The sequence below is a fragment of the Rhizobium aethiopicum genome (assembly GCF_900094625.1).
Classification (GTDB): Bacteria; Pseudomonadota; Alphaproteobacteria; order Rhizobiales; family Rhizobiaceae; genus Rhizobium; species Rhizobium aethiopicum.
The window spans coordinates 161,584-187,677 of the sequence record NZ_FMAJ01000001.1 but is presented as its reverse complement, the minus strand read 5'-3'; the positions used below and the strand labels follow the sequence as shown (position 1 = coordinate 187,677).

Below are 26,094 nucleotides of genomic sequence, written 5' to 3'. Positions count from 1 at the left end.
GCTTTACTCCCAGCCAACGATCCACCCGATGAAGCGCAGCGCCTCGTCGTAACCGGAATTATCACCGGCGTGATCGCGCACATCACGCGGCCGCTCGAATGTCCCGGCCCACAGCCCCGCCTTCGCACCCCTCGCCTCGAGCTCTTCCTTGCCGTAACCGCCGTAGGAAACGGCCATACCCCGGCGCACCATGGCGGCATTGATGTCGCCGTCCGTCCCGCTCCGGCAGACGACGAGCAGCCTATCATAGCGGTCGCGCCGGTCGCCCTGGCAAAACGTCCCCGATGCCAGCACCATCGCCTGCAGCGCCTCGCGCGCCACGTGTCCGCAAGCCCAGGCCCTTCCCGCCCGCTCGCAGCTCTGGTTAAGCTCGGGCGCATCAATGCCTTCGAGGCGCAAGCGCTCCTGCCCCAATGTCAGACTGTCGCCATCGGCAGCATGAAAGGCGCCCGCCCGCCTGATGGCAGCGCTATCGTTGACCTTCGCGGCAATCAGCGCCAGGAGCGCCAGCAGGGCAAAAGCGGTCACCCCGTCGCGAATCAGGCGCAGGCCCCGTGTCACGCTTTCGCCTCCTTAAAAAACAAATCCTTGGCAAAGATGGCAAACATCTTCTTAAGAATTGCCGGTTAAGCTCTTATCCACCCAGGGATGAAGTTTCAACGTGCACATGAGTACCGGCGTAAGCACATCGACCGACAAGATTATCGTCGACAGGTCGCGCAGCCACCGCAATAAGGCCGTTTCCAAGGCTGTGCGGCAGACGCGCGAACGCCTGCAGTCCGGTCATGCGTCGAATTCCGTATTCGACCGTGATGTCCTCAGAATGTACATAGCGTCGATGCTGCAGGGCGCGACGATCATGCCGCTCTTCGTCGTCATCACCACCGCTCTCGGCGTCTATTTCACTCAAGAGACCCAATTGCTCTTCTGGGCGCTGCTGACGCTCACCTGTCATGCAGGCAACATCCTGCTCGCGCGCCGGGCGCGCCGGCAGGAGATCACCTCCGAAAGCGCCCGCAAATGGCGCCGCCTGCTGCTGCTCGGTCAATTCCTGGTCGGCTGCTGCTGGGCCGTCTTCGCGCTGCAGGAATGTGACACCTGCGAGCCGTCGAGCTTCATTCTCTATAAGGGCGCTACATTGCTGATTGCGCTCTCGGTCACGGCGATGTCGAACTTCATGCTGACGCCTGCCGTGCTGGTTGCCTTCGCACCGGCGGTCGTGGCGCTTGGCGTCAAGAGCGGCCTGTCGCGCGACCTCCTCGAAATCAGCTTGACCGGGCTTTTCACCACCACCCTCGTCTTCTTCAACTATATCAGCGACCGGCTCTTCAAATCGAACCTCAAGATCCTCTCCTATCAGTCGGAGAAGGACGACCTGATCGCCGAGCTCGAAGTGGCAAAATCGATGTCTGACGAGGCCCGCCGCCGCGCCGAAGAGGCAAACCTCGCCAAGTCCCGCTTCCTTGCCTCCATGTCGCACGAGCTCAGGACGCCGCTCAACGCCATCCTCGGCTTCTCCGAGGTGATGTCGGCCGAAGTCATGGGACCACTCGCCAACCCGACCTACAAGGAATATGCAGGCGATATCCATCGCTCCGGCCAGCATCTGCTCGATCTCATCAACGAAATCCTCGACCTGTCGCGCATCGAGGCCGGCAAATACGAACTGAGCGAGGAAGCGATCTCGCTGCTCGATATCACCGAGGATTGCATCGGCATGGTCCAGCTGCGCGCCCGCGCCAAGAATATTGCCATTTCGGATCAATTCGAGCGGCAGTTGCCGGCCATCTGGGCAGACGAGAAGTCGATGCGCCAGGTGGTGCTCAATCTCCTCTCCAATGCCGTCAAATTCACGCCGCAGGGAGGCGAAATCCACGTCAAGGTCGGCTGGACGGCCGGCGGCGGACAGTACATCTCAATCAAGGACAATGGCCCCGGCATTCCGGAAGAAGAGATTCCCGTTGTCCTGTCGGCCTTTGGCCAGGGCTCGATCGCCATCAAGAGCGCCGAACAAGGCACCGGTCTCGGCCTGCCGATCGTTCAGGCAATCCTTGCCAAGCATGACGGACAGTTCCTGCTGAAATCGAAGCTGCGTGAAGGCACCGAGGTCATCGCCATCCTGCCCGCCAAGCGCGTGCTCCAGAGCCTACCCGCCGTCGAAGAGGCTCAGGCTGTCGCACGCAAGCGCAAGAGTTTTGCCTGATTGAACTTGGGTATGTCACGCGGGGCCGAAGAACAGGTGCTTGCCGATGACGAAGCCGAGATAAAGACAGCAGGCGGCGATCATGCAGGCCACCGCGAAGGAGCCGAGATCCTTGGCATGTTTGCCGACAATCGAAATCTCCGGCGAAATCCGGTCGATCACCTCTTCGACGGCGGTATTCATGGCTTCCATTGAAAAGAGCCCGAGAAACAACAGCACCGCGACGACGATTTCGCCGACGCTCGCCCCCACCAGTACCAGCGCCGCCATCGAAATAACGAAGAAGCCGAGCTCCTGGCGGAAGGCCGCTTCTTTCAGCACGCGCAAGAAGCCCGCCCAGGAATAGCTGGCGGCGGCGATGAAATGTCGAAATCCGGTCTCTTTCGTCACCGCGGGCTTCGTCAAGATTGATCCCCTAATGCTTGTTGCTCACACCTGCCTGTGCAAACGTCGCCATGCCCGAATGGCAGGCAGCGGCCGCCTTGACGATGCCGGCGGCAAGCGCCGCCCCGGTGCCCTCGCCGAGCCGCATGCCGAGCGCCAAAAGCGGTGTCTTGCCGAGCATCTCGATCGCGCGCAAATGGCCGGGCTCGCTGGAGACATGGCCGATCAGGCAATGATCGAGCGCGGAGGGATTGGCGGCTTTGAGGATCGCCGCCGCGGCGGTCGCCACATAGCCGTCGATCAGCACCGGGATGCGCTCCATCCTCGCGGCAAGGATGGCTCCGGCCATCGCCGCAATCTCGCGGCCGCCAAGCCGGCGCATGATCTCCAAGGGGTCGTCGAGATGGTCGCTATGCAGCTCAACCGCCTTTTCCACCGCCGCGATCTTGCGCTCCAGCATTTCGCCTTCCGAGCCTGTACCGGGTCCCACCCAGTCTCGCGCCGAACCGCCGTAGAGCGCGTAGTTGATCGCTGCCGCAATGGTCGTGTTGCCGATGCCCATCTCCCCGATACAGAGCAGATCGGTACCGCCGGCGATCGCCTCCATGCCGAAGGCCATGGTGGCGGCGCAGTCACGCTCGGAAAGCGCCGCTTCCTCGGTGATGTCGCCCGTGGGATAATCGAGCGCCAGATCGAAGACCTTCAGGCCGAGGTCGTGGGCAACACAAATCTGGTTGATCGCCGCACCGCCGGCGGCAAAATTTTCGACCATCTGCTGCGTCACCGCCGGCGGAAACGGGGTGATGCCCTGCCTGGTGACGCCGTGATTGCCGGCAAAGATTGCCACCAGCGGCCGGTTGACGGCAGGTTGGCGACCCGTCCATGCGGCAAGCCAGAAGGCAATCTCCTCGAGCCTTCCGAGCGCACCGGGCGGCTTGGTCAGTTGCGCGTCGCGTTCGCGTGCGGCCACCAGCGCGCGGGCATCCGGCCCCGGCAGGTCGCGGAGCAGGGTACGGAAATCGTCGAACGGCAGGCCTGAAACGCTCATCTGTGCGGTGTTCCTATGAATCGGCTAGTCTTGTTTTCACGCAAACCACTTGTTTGCGTCGAGCAAATCAGCTTCTTTGCGGTGGCTCTCTCTTAAAGCTGGCTGACGAAGCGAACAACACCAAAAGCGCCGCACCTCCCCTCGGCAGAACGAAACAAATGAAGATCAAGGACTATGCGGTCGATACCGCTCGCGCCGTCGCCTTTCTGAGCCGCCTTCCAATGCCGCCGACGCTATTTAAAAGCTATGACGGCAGGCTCGGCCGCTTGGTATGCGCCTTTCCGTTCGCCGGCCTTGTCATCGGCCTTATTCCAGCGCTCGCCCTCCTCCTTCTTTCAGGCCTGCGTGCCGACCCCCTGATGGCGGCGCTGATCGCGCTTTCCGTCCAGGCTCTTGCCACTGGCGCGCTGCACGAAGATGGCCTGGCCGATACGGCCGACGGCATCGGCGGCGGCAAGAGCCGCGAACAGAGCCTCATCATCATGAAGGACAGCCGGATCGGCACCTATGGCGCGATAGCGCTGATTCTCTCCTTCGCGATCCGCGCAGCCGCACTCGCCGCCATCGTCCGCCATTCCTCGCCGCTCGCCGCAGCCCTCGCCGTTCCCGCCGTCGCAGCGCTGAGCCGTGGCGCCATAGCCTGGCACTGGCAACGGCTGCCGCCGGCAAAGGCCGATGGCGTGGCCGCCTCGACCGGCCAGCCGAATGAGGCGGCGATGCATTTTGCGCTCGTCTCGGCCGGTCTGCTCGCCGCGCTTCTGATCTGGCCGGCATTCGGCCTGCGACCGCTCGTCGCCAGCTTGCTCGCCACGGGCGTTGCAGGATTAGCCTTCACCGCCATCATCCGCCGCAAGCTTGCTGGCCATACCGGCGACACGCTGGGCGCGACGCAGCAGATTTGCGAAATCGCCACCCTTTGCGCCCTTGCCACCGCTCTTTGAAACTCCGATATATCCTCCATGCAAACACCCTGCATTCACGTCTGCTCCCTGGTTTCGGCCACCGGAATTTGCGCCGGTTGCGGCCGCACTCTTCAGGAAATCGGTGGCTGGATGAACTATACCGATACCGAGCAGCGCCGGATCATGGCGCAGCTGCCGGCGAGGCTCGCGACGGCCGCCGTGAGGAACCCGATGAAATCAAGCCTCGTCGAGCGGCCGGAGGGGCCTTTATGATCCGTTTGACCCTCTTTCTCGCCGTGATCGGCATCGGCCTCGCCGTGCTGATCCTCAACGACGACAGCGGCCGCATTCTTGGCTTGCAAAGCGACGATTTCGGCCGCGTCGTTTACCTGCTGCCGATCGCGTTGATGCTGTCGGCCGGGATCTGGGCGAGCCGGCGCACCGTCGGTGAAACCATGCGCCAGATGATGATCTGGCTGGTCATCATCCTGGCGCTTGTGACCGTCTATCTCTATCGCCAGGAAGCGCTCGGCGTCGGAAATCGAGTGCTCGCAGGCCTCATTCCCGGCCGCGCCGTCGTCGTCATGACGAGCGAGGGGGGCAAGGAAATTATTCTGCACAAGCTGTTGAACGGACATTTCGAGGCCGAGGTCAATGTCAATGGCCGAATGGTCGAGATGCTCGTCGACACCGGCTCCAGCATGGTGGCGCTCTCGCACGAGGATGCCGAACGCATCGGCATCGATCTCACCGGCCTGACCTATTCGATGACAGTCATGACCGCCAACGGCCGTAGCCGCGCAGCCCCGATCACGCTCGACCAGGTGGCGATCGGTCCGATCGTCCGCAACAATGTCGCAGCCAGCGTCGCCGAGGACGGTCGGCTCGACCAGAGCCTGCTCGGCATGAGCTTCCTGGAAACGTTGGGCTCGTTGCAGATGCAGACGGATGAACTGCGCATGCGGGATTGAGCGGGCAGAAGATCATCCCCCCGATCGGCTTTCGGCACGCTCTCTATCAAGAGCGCGGATCGCAAGTCGCCGATCGACAAAAGCCGCAAAAAGCGCCGCCGACAAGGCAAGTGACGCCGATCCCAGCAACACCGCGAACAGCGTCGACACTGCGCTTGGCTCCCGGAGAAGCAGCCCGGCGATCGAAGCGATCAGCGCGGCGCCGGCGATCGACATGGCTGCAGCAAGGCCTGCAGCGGTGCCGGCGAGATGGGCGCGAACCGACATCACGCCCAGATTGGCGGCCGGAAAGGTCAAGCCGTTGCCGATGCCGATGAACATACAGGGGCCGAAAAATGCCAGGACATGCGTAACGCCCGAGATCGACAGGATCAGCCCCAGGAGCAGACCCATGCACGTCGACAAACGCGCAATGACGAGCGTGGTGCCGAGCGATTTCCTCGTCAATCGGGTAGCGAGATAACTGCCCAGAATGAATCCAGCCGGAACCATTCCCATGAAGAAGCCCAGTTTCGCGCTCGATCCGCCGAGCGACGAATTGGCGGCCAGGGACGCGCCTCCCAGGAAGATATAGAGAGTGCCGGTGGAGCAGGCCATGCACAGCGTATACGCCCAGAATCGAGATGAACCGATAAGCTGCCGATAGGAGGCAAAGTAATTGCCTCTCGGCCTCGATGCAAAACTGGCGGTTTCCTTTAGCTCGTGCATCGAAATGGCGAGGATGGCTGCGCCAAGCAGCGCAAGAGCGACGAAGATCGCCCGCCATCCAAACGCTTCATCCAGAACGCCGCCGAAGCTTGGAGCGAGCATCGGCGCGATGGCCCATCCCATGGCGGCGTAGCCGATCCTGTTGGCAGCCCCACGGTCGCCCGCCGTCTCCTTGATGGCGACGAGAGCGACGCAGAAGCAGGCGGCGATCGACGCCTGCATCACGCGAAACAACAGGAAGATGACGATATTGGGAGCCAGCGCGCAGCCTATCGACGCGACGATGAAAATGGATACGGCGATCAGCGCGACCGGCCGACGTCCGTAGCGATCAGACATCGCGCCAGCGACGATTTCCGTCATGGCGTTGATGATCGCATAGCCGGCAATCGAAAGATTGACGAGCGCGAAATCGGCTTGAAAGGTCGCGGCGATATTTGGCAGCGCCGGCAGATATATGTTGACCGGCAATACCGAGAGCGCCGTCAACAGAAGAAGGATCGTGCGCCGAGGCGCCGGGGCCGAAGTCGCAGCCGTTTTCTCGGCCAGGCGGTTGCCGGAAATTTGAGCAGAACTGTCGCGTGTCATGGTCTTGCCCGGTTTTGTCAGCGAGATTTTCGGGAGTCTGACGAGGCGGAGCGCAAATTCAGGGCACAAAAAAAGCCCCGTCAGGAGCTTGATTTACCGCGCATGGGCTGATCGCCGGATGGTTACACCATCCTGCCCATGCGCCCTATCACCACGACAAGAACCATTGCGATCTTCATGACCGTACAGCTAGAGCGAAATTTCCGCCGCGTCAACGTGCGGTTTCAATGCTGGTTGAAAATACGAGTCGACGCGCCCGCGCTGGCGCGACGCGGCTTTACGGCGGCAGGCGGATCTGGCACCTTCAAGCGCAAAACAACAAGACCACAAAGAGCAAGAAGAAACTCCTAGTCTGGTGGCACCCCGCATGTCCGACCGGCCCTCGCTTCAGGCGAAGGCCTTACCCATGGGTGCGACAGGAGTTTCGCCATGCATTCATCCTGGCCGATCGTCATCGGCGGCATTCTGCCCGCCATTTTCTGGGGCATCACCGCCATCTTCCAGAAGCAGAGTGGCATGGCAGCCACCGGCTCCGCCGTCTACCTGATCGCTTTCGGCGCGGCTTGTGCTGTTGTCGGCCTGATCGCCGCACTCATCTGGCGTCCCCAGCCGTGGACGGTTGAGGGCTTTGGTTTTGTCGCCACCGCCGGCGCCTGCTTCGCCCTCGGCACCGGTCTCATCAGCTTCGCGCTCATCGCATACGGCGTCCCGGTCTCAAAACTCGCTCCGATCTGGAGCTGCAACGTGCTGGTGACGCTGGCAATCGCTGCCGTTTATCTCGGCGAAGCCTCCGAACTGAACATGGTCAAGCTTGCCATAGGCACCCTCCTCATCCTGTCAGGCGCCCTGCTCGTCAGCAGCGCCTGACGGAGATGCCGTTATTCTGCGCCCGAACTAACGATTAGTTGCGCAGTCGGTAGCCGGTCTTGAAGATCCAGCCGAGCGTACAGAGGCAGATGACCAGGAACAGCGAGATCATTGCGAGGCTCACCAAGGGATTGACGTCGGCAATCCCGTAAAAACTCCAGCGGAAGCCGCTGACGAGGTAAAGCACCGGGTTGAAATGGCTGACGGCCTGCCAGAAGGGCGGCAGCATGTTGATCGAATAAAAGCTGCCGCCGAGGAAGGTCAGCGGCGGCACGACCAGCATCGGAATGAGGTTCAGCTGCTCGAAATTGCCGGCCCAGATGCCGATCATGAAACCGAACAGGCTGAAGGTGATCGCCGTCAGCAGGAAAAACAGGATCATCATCAAGGGATGCTCGATCCTGACGTCCACGAAGAGATTGGCCGTCAGCAGGATGATGACGCCGATGATCATCCCCTTGGTCGCCGCCGCCCCGACATAGCCGAGCAGGATCTCCGTCATCGCCACAGGCGCCGACAACACCTCGTAGATCGTGCCGGTGAATTTCGGGAAATAGATCCCGAAGGAGCCGTTGCTGATGCACTGGCCGAGCAGCGTCAGCATGATGAGGCCCGGCGTGATGAAAGCGCCGTAGGAGACCCCCTCCACTTCCTGGATGCGCGAGCCGATCGCGGCGCCGAAGACGATGAAATAGAGGGAGGTCGATATGACCGGCGAGATGACGCTCTGCAGCAGTGTGCGGCGCGTACGCGCCATCTCGAAGAAGTAGATCGATTTGACCGCTTCGAAGTTCATTTTCCCGCTCCCACCAGCGCTACGAAGATGTCTTCCAGCGAACTCTGCCGCGTCGAGAGATCCTTGAAATGGATATTGTTCTCGCTGAGCCGGGTCAGCAGCGCCGCAATGCTTTCCTGCTCGTTATCGGCGTCGAAATCATAAGTCAGGCGGCTCCCGTCCGCTTCCAGCGTCAGGCCGTTGCCGGCAAAACAATCCGGCAGCCGGTCGAGCGGTTCAGCTAGATCGAGAATGAGTTGCTTGCGACCGAGCTTCGCCATCAACTCCGCCTTGTCCTCGACAAGCAGCAGTTTGCCGCCATTGATGACACCGACGCGATCGGCAATTTCCTCGGCCTCTTCGATATAGTGGGTGGTCAGAATGATGGTGACGCCCGCAGCCCGAAGTTCTTCGACGACGTGCCACATATCCTTGCGCAGCGTCACGTCGACGCCGGCTGTGGGCTCATCGAGGAAAAGAATATCCGGCTCATGCGAGAGCGCCTTGGCGATCAGCACGCGTCGTTTCATGCCGCCGGAGAGCTGACGCAGCATATTGTCCTTCTTGTCCCAGAGCGAGAGCGCCCGCAGCACCTTCTCGATATGGGCTGGATTGGCCTTCTTGCCATGCAGTCCGCGCGAAAAGCTCACCGTGTTGAACACCGTCTCGAACTGATCCGTGGTCAGCTCCTGCGGCACCAGCCCGATCATCGAGCGTGTGGCGCGAAAATCCTTCACGACGTCATGGCCGGCCACCAGCACCTGGCCGCCGCTCGGATTGGCAATGCCGCAGATGATCGAGATCAGCGTCGTCTTGCCGGCGCCGTTCGGCCCTAACAGAGCCAGGATCTCGCCCTTCTCCACGTTGAGGCTGATGCCCTTCAGGGCCTCGAACCCGTTGGCATAGGTCTTGGTCAGATTTCGAACGGAAATAATGGGGGCCATGCAGGACTCTTGCAGATTCTCGAAGTATTTCGGCCCGCTATATAGTCGCTCTTTGACGCTTTGACATCCTTCGGCAACGTGAACACTGCATTCAAGCCTCGCCAACACCGTCACACTCGTCGACCCGATCACCCACCGGTGACAAGCTTGCGATAGCGGCTTTCGATTGCTCAGGCACCACGCGCACCCTCCTGTGAAAAGAAAGGCAGCGGCCGGTTCGGGATGTCATCATCCGGTGATATTTGTGCCCGATAAGAGAGCCGAGGCAAGCACCGGCATCCGCCCCGCCGCCCATTCCTTTGCGGAGCCGTCTTCCCAGCGTTCTCGTTGCGCCCTTTTCCGCTGCCTCGGCATGTAATGAAAGTTATTGTTCATTCACGAAGCGTTTTGAACCGGCCATTATCCTGTTGGGCCGCGTTCGTCTTAGCCGGCCTCTGCGCCGGCTTTCTTTTTGTGTCGTCGTTGAAGCGGCTGACCGACCTCGTCCTGCGGGGCTCCGAAGGACGGGGGCGGGTGGAGGCGGCAGATGCCACTCTCACAATTCATCATAATTGAACCAATCGAAATCCGCCGTCTTTCCCCGCCCCGACGTATCAAAAGCAAACAGGCCGGCAAAGGCGCCGGTGAAGGAGCCATGCTCTCCGCGCCCGCCCTCGTCGGAAATCACGCCGGCGTCGAGGAGCGGGCCAATCGTTTGCCAGGCGCCCTTGCCTTCCGTGTGCCAGAAGAATTGCAGGTCGTTTTCGCGGATTTCCATGGCAAGCTGTACCCTCCCCTCGGCGGGAATTGCCACGCCGCTTCCGGCGGGGAAGCTGAGGCGGCCGTTCGGATAGTCGCCATTGCAGGAGAGGATGGTGACGCAGCGGCCGAGTGTTTCGTGCAGCGTCACGGCGACCGCGTGGAACTTGTGGCGGTTGTAGTAATGCGTCAGCCCCGCGACCTGCTGGTAGGTGTCGGGCGAGAACTCGACTACGGTTTCCGCGCGGAAACTATGATGCTCCTGGCGGCGGGCGACCAACGACTGCTCGAACCAGGAGCCGATGCTTTCGCGACCAATCAGGCGCAGGTGGCCGGGACGCTCTGTGAGATTGAAGATGCGGGCGGGCTCGGGTGTACGCAGCCACTGGAAATCGGTCGGCAGCATTGCCCCATCGAAACCGTACTCGGTGCGCATCGGTTTCTCCATCGGTGCCGCGTCGAAGAGACCTGGCACATCGACATCGGGCACCGACGTGCCGTTTTCCAGATAGAGCCAGTCATCATCACGCCAGACACATTTCTGCAGGGACGTTTCGCGCCCAAGCGTGCAGCGGCGCTTCGGCGGCAGCGGCCGGCCGCAGAGGTGGGTGTGATAGGCCTCGCCGCCTGATGTTTCGAAATATTGCCCATGTCCTGCCCGCTGCAGCACGGCGCCCGGATGCTCCTTCGAGGTAATGAGATACATGTTCGGATGCATCTCATAAGGCCCTTCAATCCCGCGCGAGCGTGCCATGGTGACGGCGTGGTCGTAGCCGGTGCCGCCCTCGGCGGTGGTCAGATAGTACCAGCCGTTCTTCTTGAAGAGATGCGGGCCTTCGACGAGGCCAAGCGGGCTGCCGGAAAAGATGTTTCTGATTGGTCCTTTCAACGCCTTCGTCAGCGGGTCCCATTCCTGCAGCAGGATGCCGTCGAAAGCGGGCGATTTCGGCGAGCCACCATAGCTTTCGGTACGGTGGTTCCACTGCATATTGACGAACCATTTGCGGCCGTCGTCGTCGTGGAAGAGCGAAGGGTCGAACCCGGAGGAATTGACATAGGCGGGCTCCGACCATTCGCCCTCGATCGAGGGCGCAGTAACGATGTAATTATGCGCATCCTTGAAATTGCCGTCGAAGCGCTTGACGTCGGTATAAACAAGCCAGAACTGCCCGTCGGCATAGGAAAGGCAGGGAGCCCAGACACCGCAACTGTCGGGGTTGCCGCGCATGTCGAGCTGCGACGCGCGCTCCAGCGGCCGCCGCACCAGCGTCCAGTTCACCAGATCCCGCGAATGATGGATCTGCACGCCCGGATACCATTCGAAGGTCGAGGTGGCGATGTAATAATCGTCGCCGACGCGGCAGATCGATGGATCGGGATTGAACCCGGGCAGGATGGGATTGCGGATCATGGCGGCTCCTCTAAGCTATTATTGCGGTACGTACATCAGGAAGGTGCGGGTTACTTGCCTCCCCACCCCCATCTCCATTGCTTTGCCTAGGTCATTCGCCGGCCCCAGTCCTTGGGCCGGAAAGATATCTTCTCACCCGGCGGACGCGCGGTGGCTGGATTCCTGTGACGAGCACAGGAATGAGGGAGCAACCAATGTGCTCCCCGACTTCATACCCGCTCCGCCGACTTCGCCCAGAGATTGATATCAGCCTCACGGGCATACACATCGATCTCCTTCAGCTCCTCAGCCGAAAAATCGATATTATCCAGCGCCTTGACGCAATCGACAATCTGTGACGAGCGGCTGGCGCCGATCAGCGCCGAGGTCACGCGTCCGCCGCGCAGGACCCAAGCGATCGCCATCTGCGCCAGCGTCTGGCCACGCTTTTCGGCGATCTCGTTGAGCTTCCTGATATTGTCGATGATCGAGGGGCGGATGAACTCGCGTTTGAGGAAGTGGTTCTGCGCCGCCCGGCTGTCTTCGGGAATGCCGCCGAGATATTTCGCCGTCAGCATGCCCTGAGCCAGCGGCGAGAATACGATCGAGCCCATGCCCACCTCGTCCAGCGTGTCAAGCAGCCTGTCGTCCTCGACCCAGCGGTTGAGCATGGAATAGCTCGGCTGATGGATCAGGCAGGGCGTGCCGAGTTCCCTAAGGATGGCGGCTGCTTCGCGGGTACGCTGCGAATTATAGGAGGAGATGCCAACATAGAGCGCCCTGCCGGAGCGGACGATATGGTCGAGCGCGCCGCAGGTTTCCTCAAGCGGCGTCTCCGGATCGAAGCGGTGGGAATAGAAGATGTCGACATAGTCGAGGCCCATGCGCTTCAGGCTCTGGTCGCAGGAGGCAATCAGGTACTTGCGGCTGCCCCATTCGCCATAAGGCCCCGACCACATATTGTAGCCGGCTTTTGAGGATATGATCAGCTCGTCGCGAAGCCCATAAAATTCGCTCCGCAGGATCTCACCGAAGGCGGTCTCTGCGCTGCCGGGAGGCGGGCCATAATTGTTCGCGAGATCGAAATGGGTGATGCCGAGATCGAATGCCGTGCGGCACATGTCGACCTTGCGGTCATGCGGCGTGTCGCCGCCGAAATTGTGCCAGAGGCCGAGCGAGACGGCCGGCAGTTTCAGGCCCGAACGGCCTGTGCGGTTATATTTCATCTTCGAATAACGGTCTGCGGCCGGTTGCCAGCTCATGAAACTCTCCTTGGATAAACTTTGTAGTCATCATGTCAGGCACTTGCCCGGGCGTAATGGCACTATTGGAGCAAGCGGACCGGTCCGGCAAGCATACCGCGCGCGCTCCATGATTGCGCGCGCCGACCTTCCTTGACGGCAGGCACTGCCTCAGACGTCGTCATGCTCGGCCTTGCGCCGAGCATCTTGCCGTGCTCTCGATAGATCCTCGGGACAAGCCCGAGGACGACGACGCTAACGTGGCGTCCTTAGGGTAAAAGTCTCGGGCGAAACGAGCCCCATATCAATACGCCTCGGCTATCTCAACAGCGCCTGCGCCTCTTCGATGCCGAGCGCGGCCGGCTGGGTGCAGGTCGTCGTCAGGTCGATGAAGCGACCCTCCTCGCCCGACTTCAGGATCGAGGTCATGACGTCGACGCCGTGAAGCGTGCGGTCGAGCGAGCAGCGCGCGTCGCGGCCCTCGATCAGCGCCATCGCCATATCGGCAAGGCCGGCCGTGCGGTAGTTGGCCCGCGCCCCGTTTGGGTTTTCCTGGTTGATCTTGCCGAACGGATGCTCCCAGTCTTCCAGCGGCTTGATGTCCTTGTCGCGGCCGCTCGCCTCGACGGTGCCGCCGAAGAAGTTCGGGTCCGGCACATAGAGCGAGCCGTCGGTGCCGTAGAGTTCCATGTTTGCATGGCGGTGCGACCACACATCCCAGCTCGCCGACAGCGTCACGGTGGCGCCGCTGACGAATTCGAGCAGCGCCTGGATCGTCGTCGGCGTCTTGACCGGGATGATCTCGCCATGGCGCGGCTGGCTGGTGATGGTGCGGGTTTCCGATGCCATCGAGGTCATGGCGCCGACGCGCTTCACCGGGCCGATCAGGTTGATCAGGTTGGCGATGTAATAGGGGCCAAGATCGAGGATCGGGCCGCCGCCCGGCAGGAAGAAGAAATCCGGGTTCGGATGCCACATCTCCATGCCGGGGCTCATCACGTAGCAGGCGCCCGAGGTCACCCGGCCGATGCCGCCGTCGTCGATGAACTTGCGGGCGAGCTGGTGGGCGCCGCCGAGGAAGGTGTCGGGCGCGCAGCCGACGGCAAGGTTCTTGGCCTTGGCGAGACGGCGAAGCTCCTCACCCTGCTCCAGCGAAAGCACCAGCGGCTTTTCGGAATAAACGTGTTTGCCGGCTTCGAGGATCGCCTTCGACACCGGAAAATGCGCGTCCGGGATCGTCAGATTGACGACGACGTCGATCTCGTCATTGGCGAGCAGCGCGTCGATCGTCTGCGCCTTAACGCCATATTCCTTGGCGCGCGCCTCGGCGGCCTGAATATTGATATCGGCGCAGGCCAGCACCTTCAGCCCCTTGAAGAGCGGTGCCAGCGAGAAATAGGTGGTGGAGATGTTGCCGCATCCGATGATGCCGACGCCAAGTTCCCTGGTCATGATGTGCCTCAATAGGTCTGGAAGGATGCGATCGAGCGGCTGATGTTGCGATCGATGTCCTTAGGATTGTCATGTTCGACGACGAAGTGCTTCGCCTTGGTGGCGCGCAGCGCCGCGATCAGTTTGGCCCACTCCACCTCGCCATGGCCGACATCGGCCCAGCCGTCCTCGTCCTTCGCCTCGCCGGCCGGCGCGATGTCCTTGACGTGAACCGAAGTGATGCGCGAGCCGGGCTTCTCGATCCAGGCCAAGGGGTCGCCGTCGCCGCGAATGACCCAGGCAATATCGGCTTCCCAGGAAATGTCGGGCGCCCCTTCGAAAATGCGCTCGATCGGCAGCGAGCCGTCGGCCAGCTTGACGAATTCGAAATCGTGATTGTGCCAGCCGAATTCATAGCCGGCGTCCTTGTAAGGCTTGCTCATTTCCTGAAGACGCTTGCCGAATGCGAGCCAACCGGCTCCGTCCGAGGGACGCTGGTCGGCCGCCAGATGTGGAGCATAAATCGAGTCCATGCCGAGAATCCTGGCAATGTTGAGCGACTTCTGGACTTCCCTTTCCAGGAAGTCGGGGCTGAAATGGCCGCTCGCCATCACAAGGCCGTTCTTGTCGAGCTCGGCGCGAAGGCTCTTCAGCCCCGCATCATCGAGATCAGCATAAATGCCGCCGAAGCCTTCGACTTCCGCATAGCCCGCCTTGCCGAGCTTTTCGAAAACTGCCGAATAAGGCTGAAAGTTGCGGGCGCTATAGAGCTGGTAGCTGAGTTTCGTCATCATATCTCCTTGGGCTTCGTGCCCATTTCTTGGAAGGATCAATCCGCCGATTGGCAGGAATGCAGGTCGTAGAACCGGAACTCCGGCAGTTTGCCGCGTTCAAGCTGATGCGCCGGGGTGAAGGTGATGCGGCGGCTCTCGCCTGACGCAAGATCGAAGGCGTTGTCGGAATATTTGCCGTCCGTCTCGCTTTCGATCATCACGAAGAGCGCAAGTCCCCTGGCGGTGACGTTGATGTCGACGGCGCCGCTCGCCTCGACATATTCATGGGTAACGGTCAGCCCCGGCGGCTCCAGCTCCAGCGCCTTATAGGTGCCGTTAACATAGTGCCCCTCGCCGCCCATGCCGTTCGAGGCGGTGAAATGCCAGGCGAGCAGCGTTCTTTCGGCGATATCGGACACATCGATCGTCGCAGCCGTCACCGCCGCATCCGGAGAGCAGACCGCCTGCACGTCCTTAAGGTGCCGCCGCTCGCCCTTCATCGTCAGCAGCGAGATCGAAAGATCGACGCTGACATCCGAAAGCGTGTCGTTAACAAGCGAGAAGCGGATCGTCTTGCCGTCCTCGGCTGGAATGGCGGCAACCGCGATCGGCTGGAAGAAGCGTTTTACGAGATAATGCATCGCCTTCCAGCGCCCGCCGTAATCGAGGCTCGACCATGAGGCGACCGGCCAGGTGTCGTTGAGCTGCCAATAGATCGTGCCCATGCAATGAGGCTTGAGCGACCGCCAATATTCCACCGCCGTCTTGATGGCGAGTCCCTGCTGGATCTGGCTGAGATAGACGAAGTTCGGGAAATCCTTGGGGAAGCGGAAATAGCGGAACATCGTGGCGGCGATACGCTCATTGCCGCCAGCGTTCTTCTGGTGCAGCTCCATGACGGGAGAAGCGATGTTCATATCCTTCTCCTCGGCATAAGTCCTGATGACAGGCAGCGACGTATAGGACTGGAAGCCGAATTCCGAGCAGAAGCGCGGCCGCACCGAACGGTAATTGTCGAACGACTTGTTCTCGTGCCAGACCGACCAGTAATGCGTGTCGCCCGAGCCATCGGCATGCCAGGCATCGCCGAAATCGAGATAGCCGGAAGCCGGGCTCGACGGCCACCAGAGCGCGCCGGGCAGCGCCTTCTTGACCGCCTGCTCGATCGTCCGATTGAGGCGATCATAGGAGACGAGGTAGCGGTCGCGGTCCTTCCGCGATTCCTCGAACCAGGTCAGCGCTCCCACAAGTTCGTTGTCGCCGCACCAGAGCGCGATCGAAGGATGCGAGGAGAGCCGGCGCACCTGGTAATCCACCTCGATTGCCACATTGTCGAGGAAGTCTTCGGTCGAGGGATAGAGGTTGCAGGCAAACATGAAATCCTGCCAGACTAGGAGGCCGAGCCGGTCGCAGAGATCGTAGAAATGATCCTGCTCGTAGAAGCCCCCGCCCCAGACGCGGATCATGTTCATGTTGGCGGCTTTTGCCGATTGCAGCAGATCTTCCGTTTTCTCGGGCGAAGACAGCGAATAAAGCGCGTCGGCCGGGATCCAGTTGGCGCCGCGGCAGAAGATCTCGCGGCCGTTAACCTTGAAAGCGAAACGGGCGCCTGCTGCATCCGGCGTAGTGATCAGTTCGATGGTGCGAAGGCCGATTTGCCTGATCACCACTTCGTCCGACACTTCCACCGAAAGCGTGTAGAGTGCCTGCTCGCCGCTGCCCGAAGGCCACCAGAGGCGCGGTTCATCGATGTGGAAGAGATAGTTGACATCGGTCTCGCCCTTGACGCCGACATCGAGGCGGGCGCGTTCGCCGTCCAGATCGAAATAGACCTGGGCGACGCCGGCATGTTTGGAAAACAGGCTCGCCGTCACCGTCAGGTCGACCGAGCCGTCATTGTTGTGGACCTGTCGGGTGACAACATGTTCGATGCGCGCCGTCTCGAGCTTCTTCAGCGCGATCGTGCCGTAGAGCCCGAAGGGGGCAATGGCGATGTTCCAGTCCCAGCCAAAATGGCATTGCGGCTTGCGCAGCATATTGCCGTCGGGGATCGGCGAATTGCCGGTGCTGTAGGGAATGTAGAAAGGCTGCTGCTTCTGCCGCTCGGCGCCGATGGCGGGGTTGGAGGCGAAGACAATGCGGATGCTGTTGTCGCCTGATTTCAGCATGCTGGAAACATCAGGCCGGTAGCGGCGGAAGCTGTTGTCGGCTTCGAGGGCCAGGAAACCATTGACATGGACGCTGGCGACAGTGTCGAGATAGTCGATATCGAGGTACCAGTCGCCTTCGACCTCCTGCAGCGTGAAGCTGCGTTCGACCGCCCATTCACGCTGGGCGACCCATTGCACCTTCTCCTCGTTACGGCCGAAATATGGATCGGGGATCAGCCCTGCCCGATGCAGCGCCGTGTGCACGTCGCCGGGCAAGGTGATGACGGTTCGGATTTCGCCGTCGACGGAGGTGAGCTGCCACGAACCGGAAAGGTCAATGCTGGAGGGGGTCGATTGTTGCATCACGATGTTCATTCCGAATTACGTTTTTGGATATGGACGGCGGATGATCGCCGTCCCGTAGCTGTCGTTCGTCAGGGGCGGTTTGCTCCCTCTTCTCCCCAGCGGGGAGAAGAGATGTGTGGCAGCGCCTTGTCTCCCTCCGTCCGCAACGCGCTCCGTCATCCTCGGGCTTGACTCGAGGATCCAAACCGCATCCACCAGCAGCAGCGGGCATAGATCCTCGGGTCAAGCCGGAGGATGACGGAGAACGGGGTTGGGCTTCTCGCCGAACTCGCTCCAGCCTGTTGGCCTCACATCAGGCAGGCGCCATCTCCGGCGCCGCCCGCAGAATTCCTCTAAAGACGCAACTCGCTCTCCGCATCGAACACCGAAGCGACCGTCATGTCGAAGCTGAGCTTCACCTTGGCCCCGACATTGAAGCGGCGAGCGCCGTTGACGCGGACCGACATCGTGTGACCGGCATGTTTCAGCCACAGAAGATTGTCCGCACCCATCGGTTCCTCGATATCGACGGTGGCGTCATGTTCTTCGCCGCCGGTATTCTCGTTGACCTTGATGTGTTCGGGGCGAACGCCGAGCACCACCTTTCGGCCGGGTTGCAGCCTCTCGTTGGCATCATAGGCGGCGAGCGAGAAGCTCACCCCGTTCGCGACAAAAGCGATGCCGTCGCCTGATTTGACCAGCTCTCCGCGCAGGAAATTCATCGACGGCGAGCCGATGAAGCCGGCGACGAAGAGATTACGCGGCCGGTTGTAGATCGTCGTCGGATCGTCGAGCTGCTGGATGATGCCGCTCTTCATGATGGCGATGCGGTCGGCAAGCGTCAGCGCCTCGATCTGGTCGTGGGTGACGTAGATCATCGTATTCTGCAGCGACTGGTGCAGGCGCTTGATTTCGACGCGAAGTTCCGAGCGCAGTTTGGCGTCGAGGTTGGACAGCGGCTCGTCGAACAGGAAGACGTCGACATCGCGCACCAGCGCCCGGCCGATCGCCACGCGCTGGCGCTGGCCGCCTGATAGTTCGGCTGGCTTGCGCTTCAGGAGCGGCTGGATCTGCAGGATCTCGGCTGCGCGCGCCACGCGCTTGTCGATCTCTGCCTGCGGCACCTTGGCGACGCGAAGACCGAAGGAGAGGTTCTTCTCGACGGTCATCTGCGGATAAAGCGCATAGGATTGGAAGACCATGCCGATGCCGCGGTCCTTCGGTTCTTCCCAGGTGACATTCTTGCCCTTGATGAAGATCTGGCCTTCCGAGGCGTCGAGCAGGCCGGCGATGCAGTTGAGCAAGGTCGACTTGCCGCAGCCGGACGATCCGAGCAGCACCAGGAATTCGCCATCATTGATGTCGAGGTTGAGATCCTTCAGCACGCTGACCGATCCGAAGTTCAGCGACAGATCCTTGATCGAGACGCTCGAATTGGAGACGGTTGAATTCATGTTCATGTGATCACCCCTTCACTGCGCCTGCGGCGATGCCGCGAACGAAAAGCCGGCCGGAGACGAAATAGACGATCAGCGGCACCAGACCGGTGAGGATCGTCGCAGCCATGTTGACGTTGTATTCCTTCACGCCCTGGACGGAATTGACGATGTTGTTGAGCTGTACGGTCATCGGATAAGTATCCGGCCGGGTGAAGACCACGCCGAACAGGAAATCGTTCCAGATGCCGGTCACCTGCAGGATCATCGCGACCACGAAGATCGGCAGCGACATAGGCATCATGATCTTCAGGAAGATCTGCCAGAAGCCCGCCCCGTCGACACGCGCCGCCTTGAACAACTCCTCCGGCAACGACACGAAGTAGTTGCGGAAGAGCAGCGTCAGGATCGGCATGCCGAAGATCGAATGCACGATGACGAGGCCGCTTAGCGTGCCGTAGATGCCGATTTCGCGCAGGATGATGACGATTGGATAGATCATCACCTGATAGGGAATGAACGCCCCGATGATCAGGATGGAGAAGAACAGTTCCGAGCCTTTGAAGCGCCAGTTTGCCAGCGCGTAACCGTTCACCGAGGCGATGGCGATCGAGATGATCACAGACGGCACGGTGATGCGCACGGAGTTCCAGAAACCTCGCGACAGGCCGTCGCAATTGAGGCCGGTGCAAGCCTCCGCCCAAGCCTTCACCCAGGGTTGGAAGGTGATTTCCATTGGCGGCGAGAAGATGTTGCCAAGGCGGATTTCCGGCATGCCCTTGAGCGAGGTGACGACCATCACATAGAGCGGCAGCAGATAGTAGAGTGCTGCCACCGTCAGAGTGCCGTAGAGCATGATATTGCGGGCAGACAGCCTCGGGCGCGGCTTCGGGCCGCTCGGGCCGTCGCCAAGTCTCGGCGCGACCGCATCGATACCGGCTGCGGTGGTGTTGAGGGTTCCGATATTAGCCACGCTTGCGCCCTCCTCCGAATTCCAGATAGGCCCACGGAACGATAATGATCGCGACCGTGACCAGCATCATGGTCGATGCGGCGAAGCCCTGCCCCAGGTTCTGCGCCTGGAACATATAATCGTAGACGTATTTTGCCGGCACTTCCGAGGAGATACCCGGTCCGCCCGATGTCTGCGCCACGACGAGATCGTAGACCTTTACGATGCCGGAGGCGATGATGACGATCGTCGTGATGAAGACCGGCCGCATCATCGGTATGACGATGAGCAGATAGGTCTTCCACATCGGAATGCCGTCGACACGCGCCGCCTTCCAGATATCCTCGTCGATGCCGCGCAGGCCGGCAAGCATCAGGCACATGACCAGCCCCGTCCCCTGCCAGAGCGCCGCAATCAGAATGCCGTAGATGACGATCTCTGGCGTATAGAGCGGATTGAAGGTGAAGCTCGTCCAACCGAGCGAACGCACCACCGACTGAATGCCGAAATCCGGGTTAAGAACCCATTGCCAGACGAGACCCGTCACGATGAAGGACAGCGCGAAGGGATAAAGGAAGATGGTGCGGAAGGTATTTTCGAACCGGATCTTCTGATCCATCAGCGCGGCGAGCAGGAAGCCGATGACCAGGCTGAAGATCAGCGAGAGGATACCGTAGAGGGCCAGGTTCTCGATCGCCGTCACCCAGCGCGGCGCGGCCCAGAGCCGCTCGTACTGATCGAAACCGACGAAGCTCAACCGCGGCAGGAGCTTCGAATTGGTGAAGGAATAAAAAACCGTCCAGAGTGTGCCGCCGACAAAGATCACCAGCGCTGTCAGGATCATCGGGATGGACGCAATCTTGGCGTTCAGATTGCGTAGTAACTTGTTTGGCCGGCCTGCTTGCGCTTGACCCGTCATGAGCGCTCCTCCTCAAATGGCAGCTGCGGCCGGTGACGGCCGTCTCTCATCCCTGCCCCGTGATCTGCCGGAATTACCGGCGAAACCATCCGGGAGGATCCGGCTCCGAGGAGCCGGACCACAAGGACAGCAAGTCTGCCGATCAGTCGGCCGAAGAGATGATTTCGGCGAAACGCTTCTGGGCGTCCTCCGGCGTCATCGACGGATTGGCGAAGAATTCGGAGAAGAGGTCTTCCTTCTGCTTCTGGCTGTCGGCCGAAAGCAGCTGGTCGGTGCCCTGGATCACGTTGCCCTTCGCCAGGATGTCGAGACCCTTCTTCATGCAATCATTGGCGGCGGCGAGGTCGACGTCGCCGCGCACCGGCAGCGAACCCTTCTTCAGGTTGAAGGCAACCTGGGTTTTGGGATCGAGCAGGGTCTTGGCAAGGACTGCCTGCGCCTTGGACTTTTCCTCGTCCTTCAGCAACGGGAAGTAGAAGGCGTCGCCACCGGTCGAGATGATTTCGTTGACGCCGAGGCCCGGCAGGCAGGTGTAGTCGGTGCCGGCCTTCTGACCGGCGAGCGCGAATTCGCCCTGCGCCCAGTCACCCATGATCTGGCCGCCGGCCTTGCCCGTGATGACGAGGTTGGTCGCCTGGTTCCAATCCTGGACATTGCTGCCCTTGGACATGCGGCGGGCGTCGTCGGCAGCCTTGAAGACCTTGGCGATTTCAGGACCGGCGGCAGCTTCGGCGTCCTTGTCCTTGAAGACCTTGTTGAACGTATCCTTGCCGGCGATCGCAACCATCAGCACGTCGAACGCGCCTGCGGCCTGCCACGGCTGGCCGCCGACGGCGAGCGGGATGATGCCGGCCTTTTCGAGAGCCGGAGCAGCGGCGACGAATTCGTCCCAGTTCTTCGGAACCTCGACGCCGGCCTTCTTGAAGGCCGCGTTCGAAAGCCACAGCCACTGCCACGAGTGGATATTGACCGGAGCGCAATAGATCTTGCCGTCGATCGTGCAGGAATCGAGCAGGCTCGACGGACGAATGATGTCTTTCCACTTCTCGGCGGTGGCGACATCGGTCAGGTCGCGCATCAGACCCGCCTGAACCAGTTCCTCGGCTTGGCGGCCATGGTTGAACTGGGTGGCGCCCATCGGATCGCCGCCAGTGATCCGGCTGATCATGATCGGACGCGCGGTGCCGCCGGAACCGGCGATAGCGCCGTCCACCCAGTGGTTGCCGGTGGCGTCGAATGCCTTTGCCAGCTCGGCGACGGCAGCGGATTCGCCGCCGGATGTCCACCAATGCGTGACTTCGAGATCGGTCGCGCTGGCGGCGCTGAGCGGCAGTGCTGCCGAAGCGGCAAGCATGGCCGCCATCATACGGATTTTCATGAGTTCTCCTCCCTCACTGAAACGTTGCCGGAAAAACTTAGATCAATCGATTTCCCCACGCAACTGCCCGCCCGTAAATTTTTCTTTAAAGAGCCGGTTTACCACTTCTGAATGCATAGGAAGACCCCACACATCCAGTGAATCAGCAACTACACAAAATTTATCGCATGTGCGAGATATCTGCATCAAACTGAAAAAGCTCGATATTTTTCCCGTGTCAGGCCTGGAGCGTATTCCGCTCTTTTCGCACCCGCAGAAAAATGGAGCGCACGTCGCCGATTCAACCTGAGCGAAGGATGCTGCGATGCACGCAAGAAAAACCACTCGACATTTCTACTGTATCGTTACAGATTGACTTCTTCAGGGAGGCGCGATTTTGGCAGGCGGCGGGCTTACGGCGCCGGGAAAAGCCTCTATAAGCGAGACCAGTTCGCGTCAGGCAGGCCTACAGGGATGGAAAACAAGGGAAATTTCGGACAGGCGGCATCGACCGCAGTGACGCGCGAGCGCCCGACATTGAAGACGATTGCCTTCATGACCGGCCTCGGCGTGACGACGGTGTCGCGTGCGCTGAAGGATGCGCCCGATATCGGTGCCGAAACCAAGGAGCGGGTCCGCATGGTCGCCCGCCAGCTCGGTTACCAGCCGAACAGGGCGGGCGTGCGCCTGCGGACCGGCAAAACCAACGTCATCGCCCTCGTCCTCAGCATCGACGAGGAGATCATGGGCTTCTCGAGCCAGATGGTCTTCGGCATATCGGAAGTGCTGTCGGGCACGCCCTATCATATCGTCGTGACACCGCATTCGCACAGCAAGGACCCGATGCTGCCGGTCCGCTATATCCTTGAGACCGGCTCGGCGGATGGCGTCATCATCTCGCGCATTGAGCCGGACGACCCGCGCGTGCGGCTCCTGACCGAGCGCGGCATGCCCTTTGCTACACATGGCCGCACCGATGCCGGCCTTACACATCCCTTCCACGATTTCGACAACGAGGCTTTCGCCCATCAGGCGGTGGAGCGGCTCGTCAGGCGCGGCCGGCGCCGCATCGCCCTGCTGCAGCCGCCGAGCAAGCTCACCTATTACGCCCATATACGCATCGGTTTCCAGACCGGCCTGCACGATCACGGCGCCGAGGAAGTGCCGTTGCGCATCAACACCGACGCACCGCTCGCCGACATCCGTGACGTCGTCGAAGTGATGATGCGCTCGGCCAATGCGCCCGATGGAATCGTCTGCTCGGCCGGCAGCGCGGCGATCGCCGTCAATGCCGGCATCGAAGCCGCCGGCAAGGCGCTCGGCCGCGATCTCGACATGGTCTCCAAACAATCGGTGCCTATCCTGAACTGGATCCGACCAGAGATCATCACCGCCCAAGAAGACGTGCGCCAAGCCGGCCGCGAAATGGCCAAGGCCGTGATCGCTCGCATCGACGGCGTCGAACCGGAACTGCTGCAGAGCATCAGCCAGCCAATCTGGCCGGAGAACGGCAGGTAGCACGGCACGTTTCATGCCTATTCTGCCGTGGCGCCCCCCCCCGCGCCGCGTGTTGGCATGGAATTTGGCTCGCGGGGCAGAAGCCCTGCCCTCGGATTGGCAATCGGGCACCGGCACAAAAAAAGCCAAGATTGCCGGCCATCTGACGAAACGAACTGGGGGATATCGACAGGATGCAGCAGAGCGGCGTGCCCTATTTCAGCCAATGGGAAACTCCCGGCATGACTTTGCCGGTGCTGGCCGAGGGATCGAAGGCTCTGCTCAACGATCCGCGCTGGCGCCATTCGGGAGCCGCAACGATTGAGGAATATGCGCGCTGGGCGGTGAATGTCTGCGGCATGGCCTGCCTGAAGATGATCCTTGCCGCCCGCGGCGAAATCCATCCGACGCTCGAACTTGCCCGCGCCTGCACAGCCTATGGCGGCTATGTCGTCAACGAGATTGACGCCTCGATCAAGGGGCTCATCTATGCGCCCTTCGTCCGCTTCGTGGGCGACCGTTTCGGGCTTGAGGCCGAGACGATTACCACCGTTCAGACAGCTTCCATTCCCGAGCTTCTGTCGAAGCGGCGCTTCTTCATCGCCTCGGTGCATTCAGCCATTCGCTGGCCGGAGCGCACGCCGCCGTCGAAGGGCGGGCATCTGGTGCTGGTGACGGCAGCAAGCAACGGGACGATCCGCTTCCACAACCCATCCGGCCATGACCAGGCAAGCCAGGCCGATGTCGATTTGCCGCTCGCCGTCTTCGACCGCTTCTTTGCCAATCGCGGCATATCGGTCGATGCCTGACCTTCAAAACCGATCGCTCCGGAGGCTCGCATGACCCCTTCCCAAACCAAGCTGCGCATCGCCGTCCTCTTCGGCGGCCGCTCGGCCGAACACGAAGTTTCCGTGCTCTCGGCAACCAATGTCATGAGCGCGCTTACGCCAGAGAAATATGACGCCATCCCCGTTTTCGTCACCCGCGAGGGGCAGTGGCTGCTGAGCAGTTTCGTGGACGGCGTCCTGGCGACACCTTCATCTGGCACGGAAGTCTGCCTTGTGCCGGGCGGCCAAGGCCGAGCGATGGCCATCCCTGTCCATGGCACGCCATATGAACTGGTGAGGATCGACATCCTGTTCCCTGTACTGCACGGTCCGCACGGCGAAGACGGATCGGTGCAGGGGGTGGCGGAAGTTGCCCGCGTGCCACTTGCCGGCTGCGGCATCCTCGGCTCGGCCACCGCGCTGGACAAGGATATAGCCAAGCGTCTGCTGCGGGCGGCGGGCCTGCCAGTGGCGCGAGCGGTGGCGATCCGCGAAGGTGGCGTGCCTTCGCTGACCGCCCTTGAAAGCGAACTTGGACTGCCGCTCTTCATCAAGCCGGCACGCCAAGGATCGTCGGTTGGCGTTGCCAAGGTCCACGCAACCCAGGAGTTCGCGCCCGCCCTTGCCGAGGCCTTTCGTCACGATCGCACATTGCTTGCCGAGGAATTCGTTGCCGGTCGCGAGATTGAGTTCAGCGTGCTGGAGGATCCGGCGGGAGCTCTTTTCGTCTCCCGGCCGGGTGAGATCGTCCCGGCGGAAAGCCACGGCTTCTACAATTACGACGCTAAATATGTCGATGAGAAAGGGGCAGCGCTGAAAGTGCCGGCCGACCTGCCGGCGGAAGTCGAGGCGGCCATGCGCGAGACGGCCGCCAAAGCATTCCGGGCCGTCGGCTGCGACGCCATGGCGCGTGTCGACTTCTTCCTGACGTCGGACATGCGCTTCGTCATCAACGAGCTCAACACCATTCCCGGCTTCACCGATATCAGCATGTATTCCAAGGCAATGGCGGCAAGCGGAGTCAGCTATCCCCAAATTATCGACCGACTGGTGGAACACGGAATGGCGCGCTCCCGCCGGGGAGGCTAGGGCATGAACAGGTTGGTTCTCATTTCGGGATGTTCCGGCGGCGGCAAATCAACACTGCTTGCGGAGCTTGGCCGCCGTGGCCACACGATTGTCGAAGAGCCCGGCCGGCGGATCGTCAAACAGGAGCTGGCGAGCGATGGCGCAGCCCTGCCCTGGGTCGACACGGTTGCTTTCGCCCGCCGTGCGATCGGGACGGCGGTCGCCGACCACGCGGCAGCGCGCGGAAAGGCCGGCTGCATATTTTTCGACCGCGGCCTGATCGATGCCGCCTCGGCGCTTCAGCACCTGACCGGCGAACCGGTCCTGGAAAGATTGAGCACCGCCCATCGCTATTACAGAAGTGTCTTTCTCACGCCGCCATGGCCTGAGATCTACACCACCGACCGAGAACGCCGCCATGGCTTCGAAGAGGCCGTTGCCGAGTATGAGCGGCTCAGCGCCATCTATCCGGCACTTGGTTATGATCTTGTCGTGCTGCCGAAAACCTCGATCGCCGAGCGGGCCGACTTCATCCTGGATCGCCTCGACGCGAACTAGCCGCGCCTTTGGAGCGGGCCGA

24 protein-coding genes are annotated in these 26,094 nt (G+C 61.2%); 9 read left to right on the top strand and 15 right to left on the bottom strand.

Annotated elements, in window-relative coordinates:
• Positions 1–3: 3 nt before the first annotated feature.
• On the bottom strand, positions 4–561 hold the full coding sequence (locus GA0061105_RS00980) for a thermonuclease family protein (protein WP_092747437.1): 558 nt from the start codon (positions 559–561) through the stop codon (positions 4–6).
• Between the two features lie 106 nt (positions 562–667).
• Here GA0061105_RS00980 and GA0061105_RS00975 point away from each other — a divergent pair, with 106 nt between their 5' ends.
• The gene (locus GA0061105_RS00975) at positions 668–2,203 is read left to right on the top strand and encodes a sensor histidine kinase (RefSeq protein WP_092747435.1); all 1,536 of its coding nucleotides are present in this window, start codon (positions 668–670) and stop codon (positions 2,201–2,203) included.
• Between the two features lie 15 nt (positions 2,204–2,218).
• Here GA0061105_RS00975 and GA0061105_RS00970 read toward each other — a convergent pair whose 3' ends face one another.
• Positions 2,219–2,608: a diacylglycerol kinase gene (locus GA0061105_RS00970; protein ID WP_064691888.1), complete on the bottom strand. Its 390-nt coding sequence runs from the start codon at positions 2,606–2,608 to the stop codon at positions 2,219–2,221.
• Positions 2,609–2,618: 10 nt separating this feature from the next.
• Entirely contained in the window at positions 2,619–3,635 is a 1,017-nt protein-coding gene (gene cobT / locus GA0061105_RS00965) for a nicotinate-nucleotide--dimethylbenzimidazole phosphoribosyltransferase (protein WP_092747433.1), read from the bottom strand.
• 158 nt (positions 3,636–3,793) lie between these two features.
• On the opposite strand from cobT, the gene GA0061105_RS00960 reads away from it, so the two are divergent.
• The 3 genes from GA0061105_RS00960 to GA0061105_RS00950 are packed head-to-tail and all read left to right on the top strand — an operon-like array spanning position 3,794 to position 5,508.
• Complete coding sequence (locus GA0061105_RS00960) at positions 3,794–4,576, top strand: adenosylcobinamide-GDP ribazoletransferase (protein WP_064691890.1); 783 nt, start codon at positions 3,794–3,796, stop codon at positions 4,574–4,576.
• Between the two features lie 18 nt (positions 4,577–4,594).
• Positions 4,595–4,810 (top strand): DUF1289 domain-containing protein, encoded by a 216-nt coding sequence (locus tag GA0061105_RS00955; RefSeq protein ID WP_064691891.1) that lies wholly within the window; start codon positions 4,595–4,597, stop codon positions 4,808–4,810.
• Positions 4,807–5,508 carry a TIGR02281 family clan AA aspartic protease gene (locus GA0061105_RS00950; RefSeq protein ID WP_064691892.1) on the top strand — a complete coding sequence of 234 codons (702 nt, stop codon included), beginning with the start codon at positions 4,807–4,809 and terminating at the stop codon, positions 5,506–5,508. Before GA0061105_RS00955 ends, GA0061105_RS00950 begins: the two co-directional genes overlap by 4 nt.
• A gap of 12 nt (positions 5,509–5,520) precedes the next feature.
• Here the strand turns inward: GA0061105_RS00950 and GA0061105_RS00945 are convergent, their stop codons facing one another.
• On the bottom strand, positions 5,521–6,804 hold the full coding sequence (locus tag GA0061105_RS00945; RefSeq protein WP_092747431.1) for an MFS transporter: 1,284 nt from the start codon (positions 6,802–6,804) through the stop codon (positions 5,521–5,523).
• Between the two features lie 429 nt (positions 6,805–7,233).
• Here GA0061105_RS00945 and GA0061105_RS00940 point away from each other — a divergent pair, with 429 nt between their 5' ends.
• A complete protein-coding gene (locus GA0061105_RS00940) occupies positions 7,234–7,671 on the top strand; it encodes an EamA family transporter (RefSeq protein ID WP_092747429.1) in 438 nt (145 codons plus the stop codon).
• 34 nt (positions 7,672–7,705) lie between these two features.
• Here the strand turns inward: GA0061105_RS00940 and GA0061105_RS00935 are convergent, their stop codons facing one another.
• From GA0061105_RS00935 to GA0061105_RS00885, 11 genes are all read right to left on the bottom strand, one after another.
• Positions 7,706–8,467 (bottom strand): ABC transporter permease, encoded by a 762-nt coding sequence (locus tag GA0061105_RS00935; RefSeq protein WP_064691895.1) that lies wholly within the window; start codon positions 8,465–8,467, stop codon positions 7,706–7,708.
• On the bottom strand, positions 8,464–9,390 hold the full coding sequence (locus tag GA0061105_RS00930) for an ABC transporter ATP-binding protein (protein WP_092747427.1): 927 nt from the start codon (positions 9,388–9,390) through the stop codon (positions 8,464–8,466). The genes GA0061105_RS00935 and GA0061105_RS00930 overlap by 4 nt, the downstream gene beginning before the upstream one ends.
• A gap of 535 nt (positions 9,391–9,925) precedes the next feature.
• Positions 9,926–11,539 (bottom strand): glycoside hydrolase family 43 protein, encoded by a 1,614-nt coding sequence (locus GA0061105_RS00925; RefSeq protein ID WP_092747425.1) that lies wholly within the window; start codon positions 11,537–11,539, stop codon positions 9,926–9,928.
• 209 nt (positions 11,540–11,748) lie between these two features.
• Positions 11,749–12,780 (bottom strand): L-glyceraldehyde 3-phosphate reductase, encoded by a 1,032-nt coding sequence (gene mgrA / locus GA0061105_RS00920; RefSeq protein WP_092747423.1) that lies wholly within the window; start codon positions 12,778–12,780, stop codon positions 11,749–11,751.
• A 297-nt stretch (positions 12,781–13,077) separates the two neighbouring features.
• A complete protein-coding gene (locus tag GA0061105_RS00915) occupies positions 13,078–14,211 on the bottom strand; it encodes a Gfo/Idh/MocA family protein (RefSeq protein WP_064691899.1) in 1,134 nt (377 codons plus the stop codon).
• A gap of 8 nt (positions 14,212–14,219) precedes the next feature.
• Positions 14,220–14,981, bottom strand: coding sequence for a sugar phosphate isomerase/epimerase family protein (locus GA0061105_RS00910; protein ID WP_092748261.1), 762 nt, complete (start codon positions 14,979–14,981; stop codon positions 14,220–14,222).
• 38 nt (positions 14,982–15,019) lie between these two features.
• The gene (locus tag GA0061105_RS00905; RefSeq protein WP_167358501.1) at positions 15,020–17,476 is read right to left on the bottom strand and encodes a beta-mannosidase; all 2,457 of its coding nucleotides are present in this window, start codon (positions 17,474–17,476) and stop codon (positions 15,020–15,022) included.
• A 335-nt stretch (positions 17,477–17,811) separates the two neighbouring features.
• Positions 17,812–18,918, bottom strand: a complete 1,107-nt coding sequence (locus GA0061105_RS00900) for an ABC transporter ATP-binding protein (RefSeq protein ID WP_064691902.1) — start codon at positions 18,916–18,918, stop codon at positions 17,812–17,814.
• A gap of 4 nt (positions 18,919–18,922) precedes the next feature.
• Positions 18,923–19,867, bottom strand: coding sequence for a carbohydrate ABC transporter permease (locus GA0061105_RS00895; RefSeq protein ID WP_064691903.1), 945 nt, complete (start codon positions 19,865–19,867; stop codon positions 18,923–18,925).
• The gene (locus GA0061105_RS00890) at positions 19,860–20,765 is read right to left on the bottom strand and encodes a carbohydrate ABC transporter permease (protein WP_064691904.1); all 906 of its coding nucleotides are present in this window, start codon (positions 20,763–20,765) and stop codon (positions 19,860–19,862) included. Before GA0061105_RS00890 ends, GA0061105_RS00895 begins: the two co-directional genes overlap by 8 nt.
• Positions 20,766–20,907: 142 nt before the next feature.
• On the bottom strand, positions 20,908–22,143 hold the full coding sequence (locus GA0061105_RS00885) for an ABC transporter substrate-binding protein (protein ID WP_092747419.1): 1,236 nt from the start codon (positions 22,141–22,143) through the stop codon (positions 20,908–20,910).
• A gap of 453 nt (positions 22,144–22,596) precedes the next feature.
• Here GA0061105_RS00885 and GA0061105_RS00880 point away from each other — a divergent pair, with 453 nt between their 5' ends.
• From GA0061105_RS00880 to GA0061105_RS00865, 4 genes are all read left to right on the top strand, one after another.
• Positions 22,597–23,640 (top strand): LacI family transcriptional regulator, encoded by a 1,044-nt coding sequence (locus tag GA0061105_RS00880; protein ID WP_064691906.1) that lies wholly within the window; start codon positions 22,597–22,599, stop codon positions 23,638–23,640.
• Between the two features lie 173 nt (positions 23,641–23,813).
• Positions 23,814–24,428, top strand: a complete 615-nt coding sequence (locus GA0061105_RS00875) for a C39 family peptidase (RefSeq protein WP_092747417.1) — start codon at positions 23,814–23,816, stop codon at positions 24,426–24,428.
• Between the two features lie 30 nt (positions 24,429–24,458).
• A complete protein-coding gene (locus GA0061105_RS00870) occupies positions 24,459–25,535 on the top strand; it encodes a D-alanine--D-alanine ligase family protein (protein ID WP_092747415.1) in 1,077 nt (358 codons plus the stop codon).
• A 3-nt stretch (positions 25,536–25,538) separates the two neighbouring features.
• Positions 25,539–26,072: an AAA family ATPase gene (locus GA0061105_RS00865; RefSeq protein ID WP_092747413.1), complete on the top strand. Its 534-nt coding sequence runs from the start codon at positions 25,539–25,541 to the stop codon at positions 26,070–26,072.
• Positions 26,073–26,094: the final 22 nt, after the last annotated feature.

Excerpts from the sequence above, each read along its gene's own strand:
- GA0061105_RS00975 (WP_092747435.1), top strand. The coding sequence starts at position 668 with ATGAGTACCGGCGTAAGCACATCGACCGACAAGATTATCGTCGACAGG.
- cobT (WP_092747433.1), bottom strand. The coding sequence starts at position 3,635 with ATGAGCGTTTCAGGCCTGCCGTTCGACGATTTCCGTACCCTGCTCCGC.
- GA0061105_RS00960 (WP_064691890.1), top strand. The coding sequence starts at position 3,794 with ATGAAGATCAAGGACTATGCGGTCGATACCGCTCGCGCCGTCGCCTTT.
- GA0061105_RS00955 (WP_064691891.1), top strand. The coding sequence starts at position 4,595 with ATGCAAACACCCTGCATTCACGTCTGCTCCCTGGTTTCGGCCACCGGA.
- GA0061105_RS00950 (WP_064691892.1), top strand. The coding sequence starts at position 4,807 with ATGATCCGTTTGACCCTCTTTCTCGCCGTGATCGGCATCGGCCTCGCC.
- GA0061105_RS00945 (WP_092747431.1), bottom strand. The coding sequence starts at position 6,804 with ATGACACGCGACAGTTCTGCTCAAATTTCCGGCAACCGCCTGGCCGAG.
- GA0061105_RS00940 (WP_092747429.1), top strand. The coding sequence starts at position 7,234 with ATGCATTCATCCTGGCCGATCGTCATCGGCGGCATTCTGCCCGCCATT.
- GA0061105_RS00935 (WP_064691895.1), bottom strand. The coding sequence starts at position 8,467 with ATGAACTTCGAAGCGGTCAAATCGATCTACTTCTTCGAGATGGCGCGT.
- GA0061105_RS00930 (WP_092747427.1), bottom strand. The coding sequence starts at position 9,390 with ATGGCCCCCATTATTTCCGTTCGAAATCTGACCAAGACCTATGCCAAC.
- GA0061105_RS00925 (WP_092747425.1), bottom strand. The coding sequence starts at position 11,539 with ATGATCCGCAATCCCATCCTGCCCGGGTTCAATCCCGATCCATCGATC.
- mgrA (WP_092747423.1), bottom strand. The coding sequence starts at position 12,780 with ATGAGCTGGCAACCGGCCGCAGACCGTTATTCGAAGATGAAATATAAC.
- GA0061105_RS00915 (WP_064691899.1), bottom strand. The coding sequence starts at position 14,211 with ATGACCAGGGAACTTGGCGTCGGCATCATCGGATGCGGCAACATCTCC.
- GA0061105_RS00910 (WP_092748261.1), bottom strand. The coding sequence starts at position 14,981 with ATGACGAAACTCAGCTACCAGCTCTATAGCGCCCGCAACTTTCAGCCT.
- GA0061105_RS00905 (WP_167358501.1), bottom strand. The coding sequence starts at position 17,476 with ATGCAACAATCGACCCCCTCCAGCATTGACCTTTCCGGTTCGTGGCAG.
- GA0061105_RS00900 (WP_064691902.1), bottom strand. The coding sequence starts at position 18,918 with ATGAACATGAATTCAACCGTCTCCAATTCGAGCGTCTCGATCAAGGAT.
- GA0061105_RS00890 (WP_064691904.1), bottom strand. The coding sequence starts at position 20,765 with ATGACGGGTCAAGCGCAAGCAGGCCGGCCAAACAAGTTACTACGCAAT.
- GA0061105_RS00885 (WP_092747419.1), bottom strand. The coding sequence starts at position 22,143 with ATGAAAATCCGTATGATGGCGGCCATGCTTGCCGCTTCGGCAGCACTG.
- GA0061105_RS00880 (WP_064691906.1), top strand. The coding sequence starts at position 22,597 with ATGGAAAACAAGGGAAATTTCGGACAGGCGGCATCGACCGCAGTGACG.
- GA0061105_RS00875 (WP_092747417.1), top strand. The coding sequence starts at position 23,814 with ATGCAGCAGAGCGGCGTGCCCTATTTCAGCCAATGGGAAACTCCCGGC.
- GA0061105_RS00870 (WP_092747415.1), top strand. The coding sequence starts at position 24,459 with ATGACCCCTTCCCAAACCAAGCTGCGCATCGCCGTCCTCTTCGGCGGC.
- GA0061105_RS00865 (WP_092747413.1), top strand. The coding sequence starts at position 25,539 with ATGAACAGGTTGGTTCTCATTTCGGGATGTTCCGGCGGCGGCAAATCA.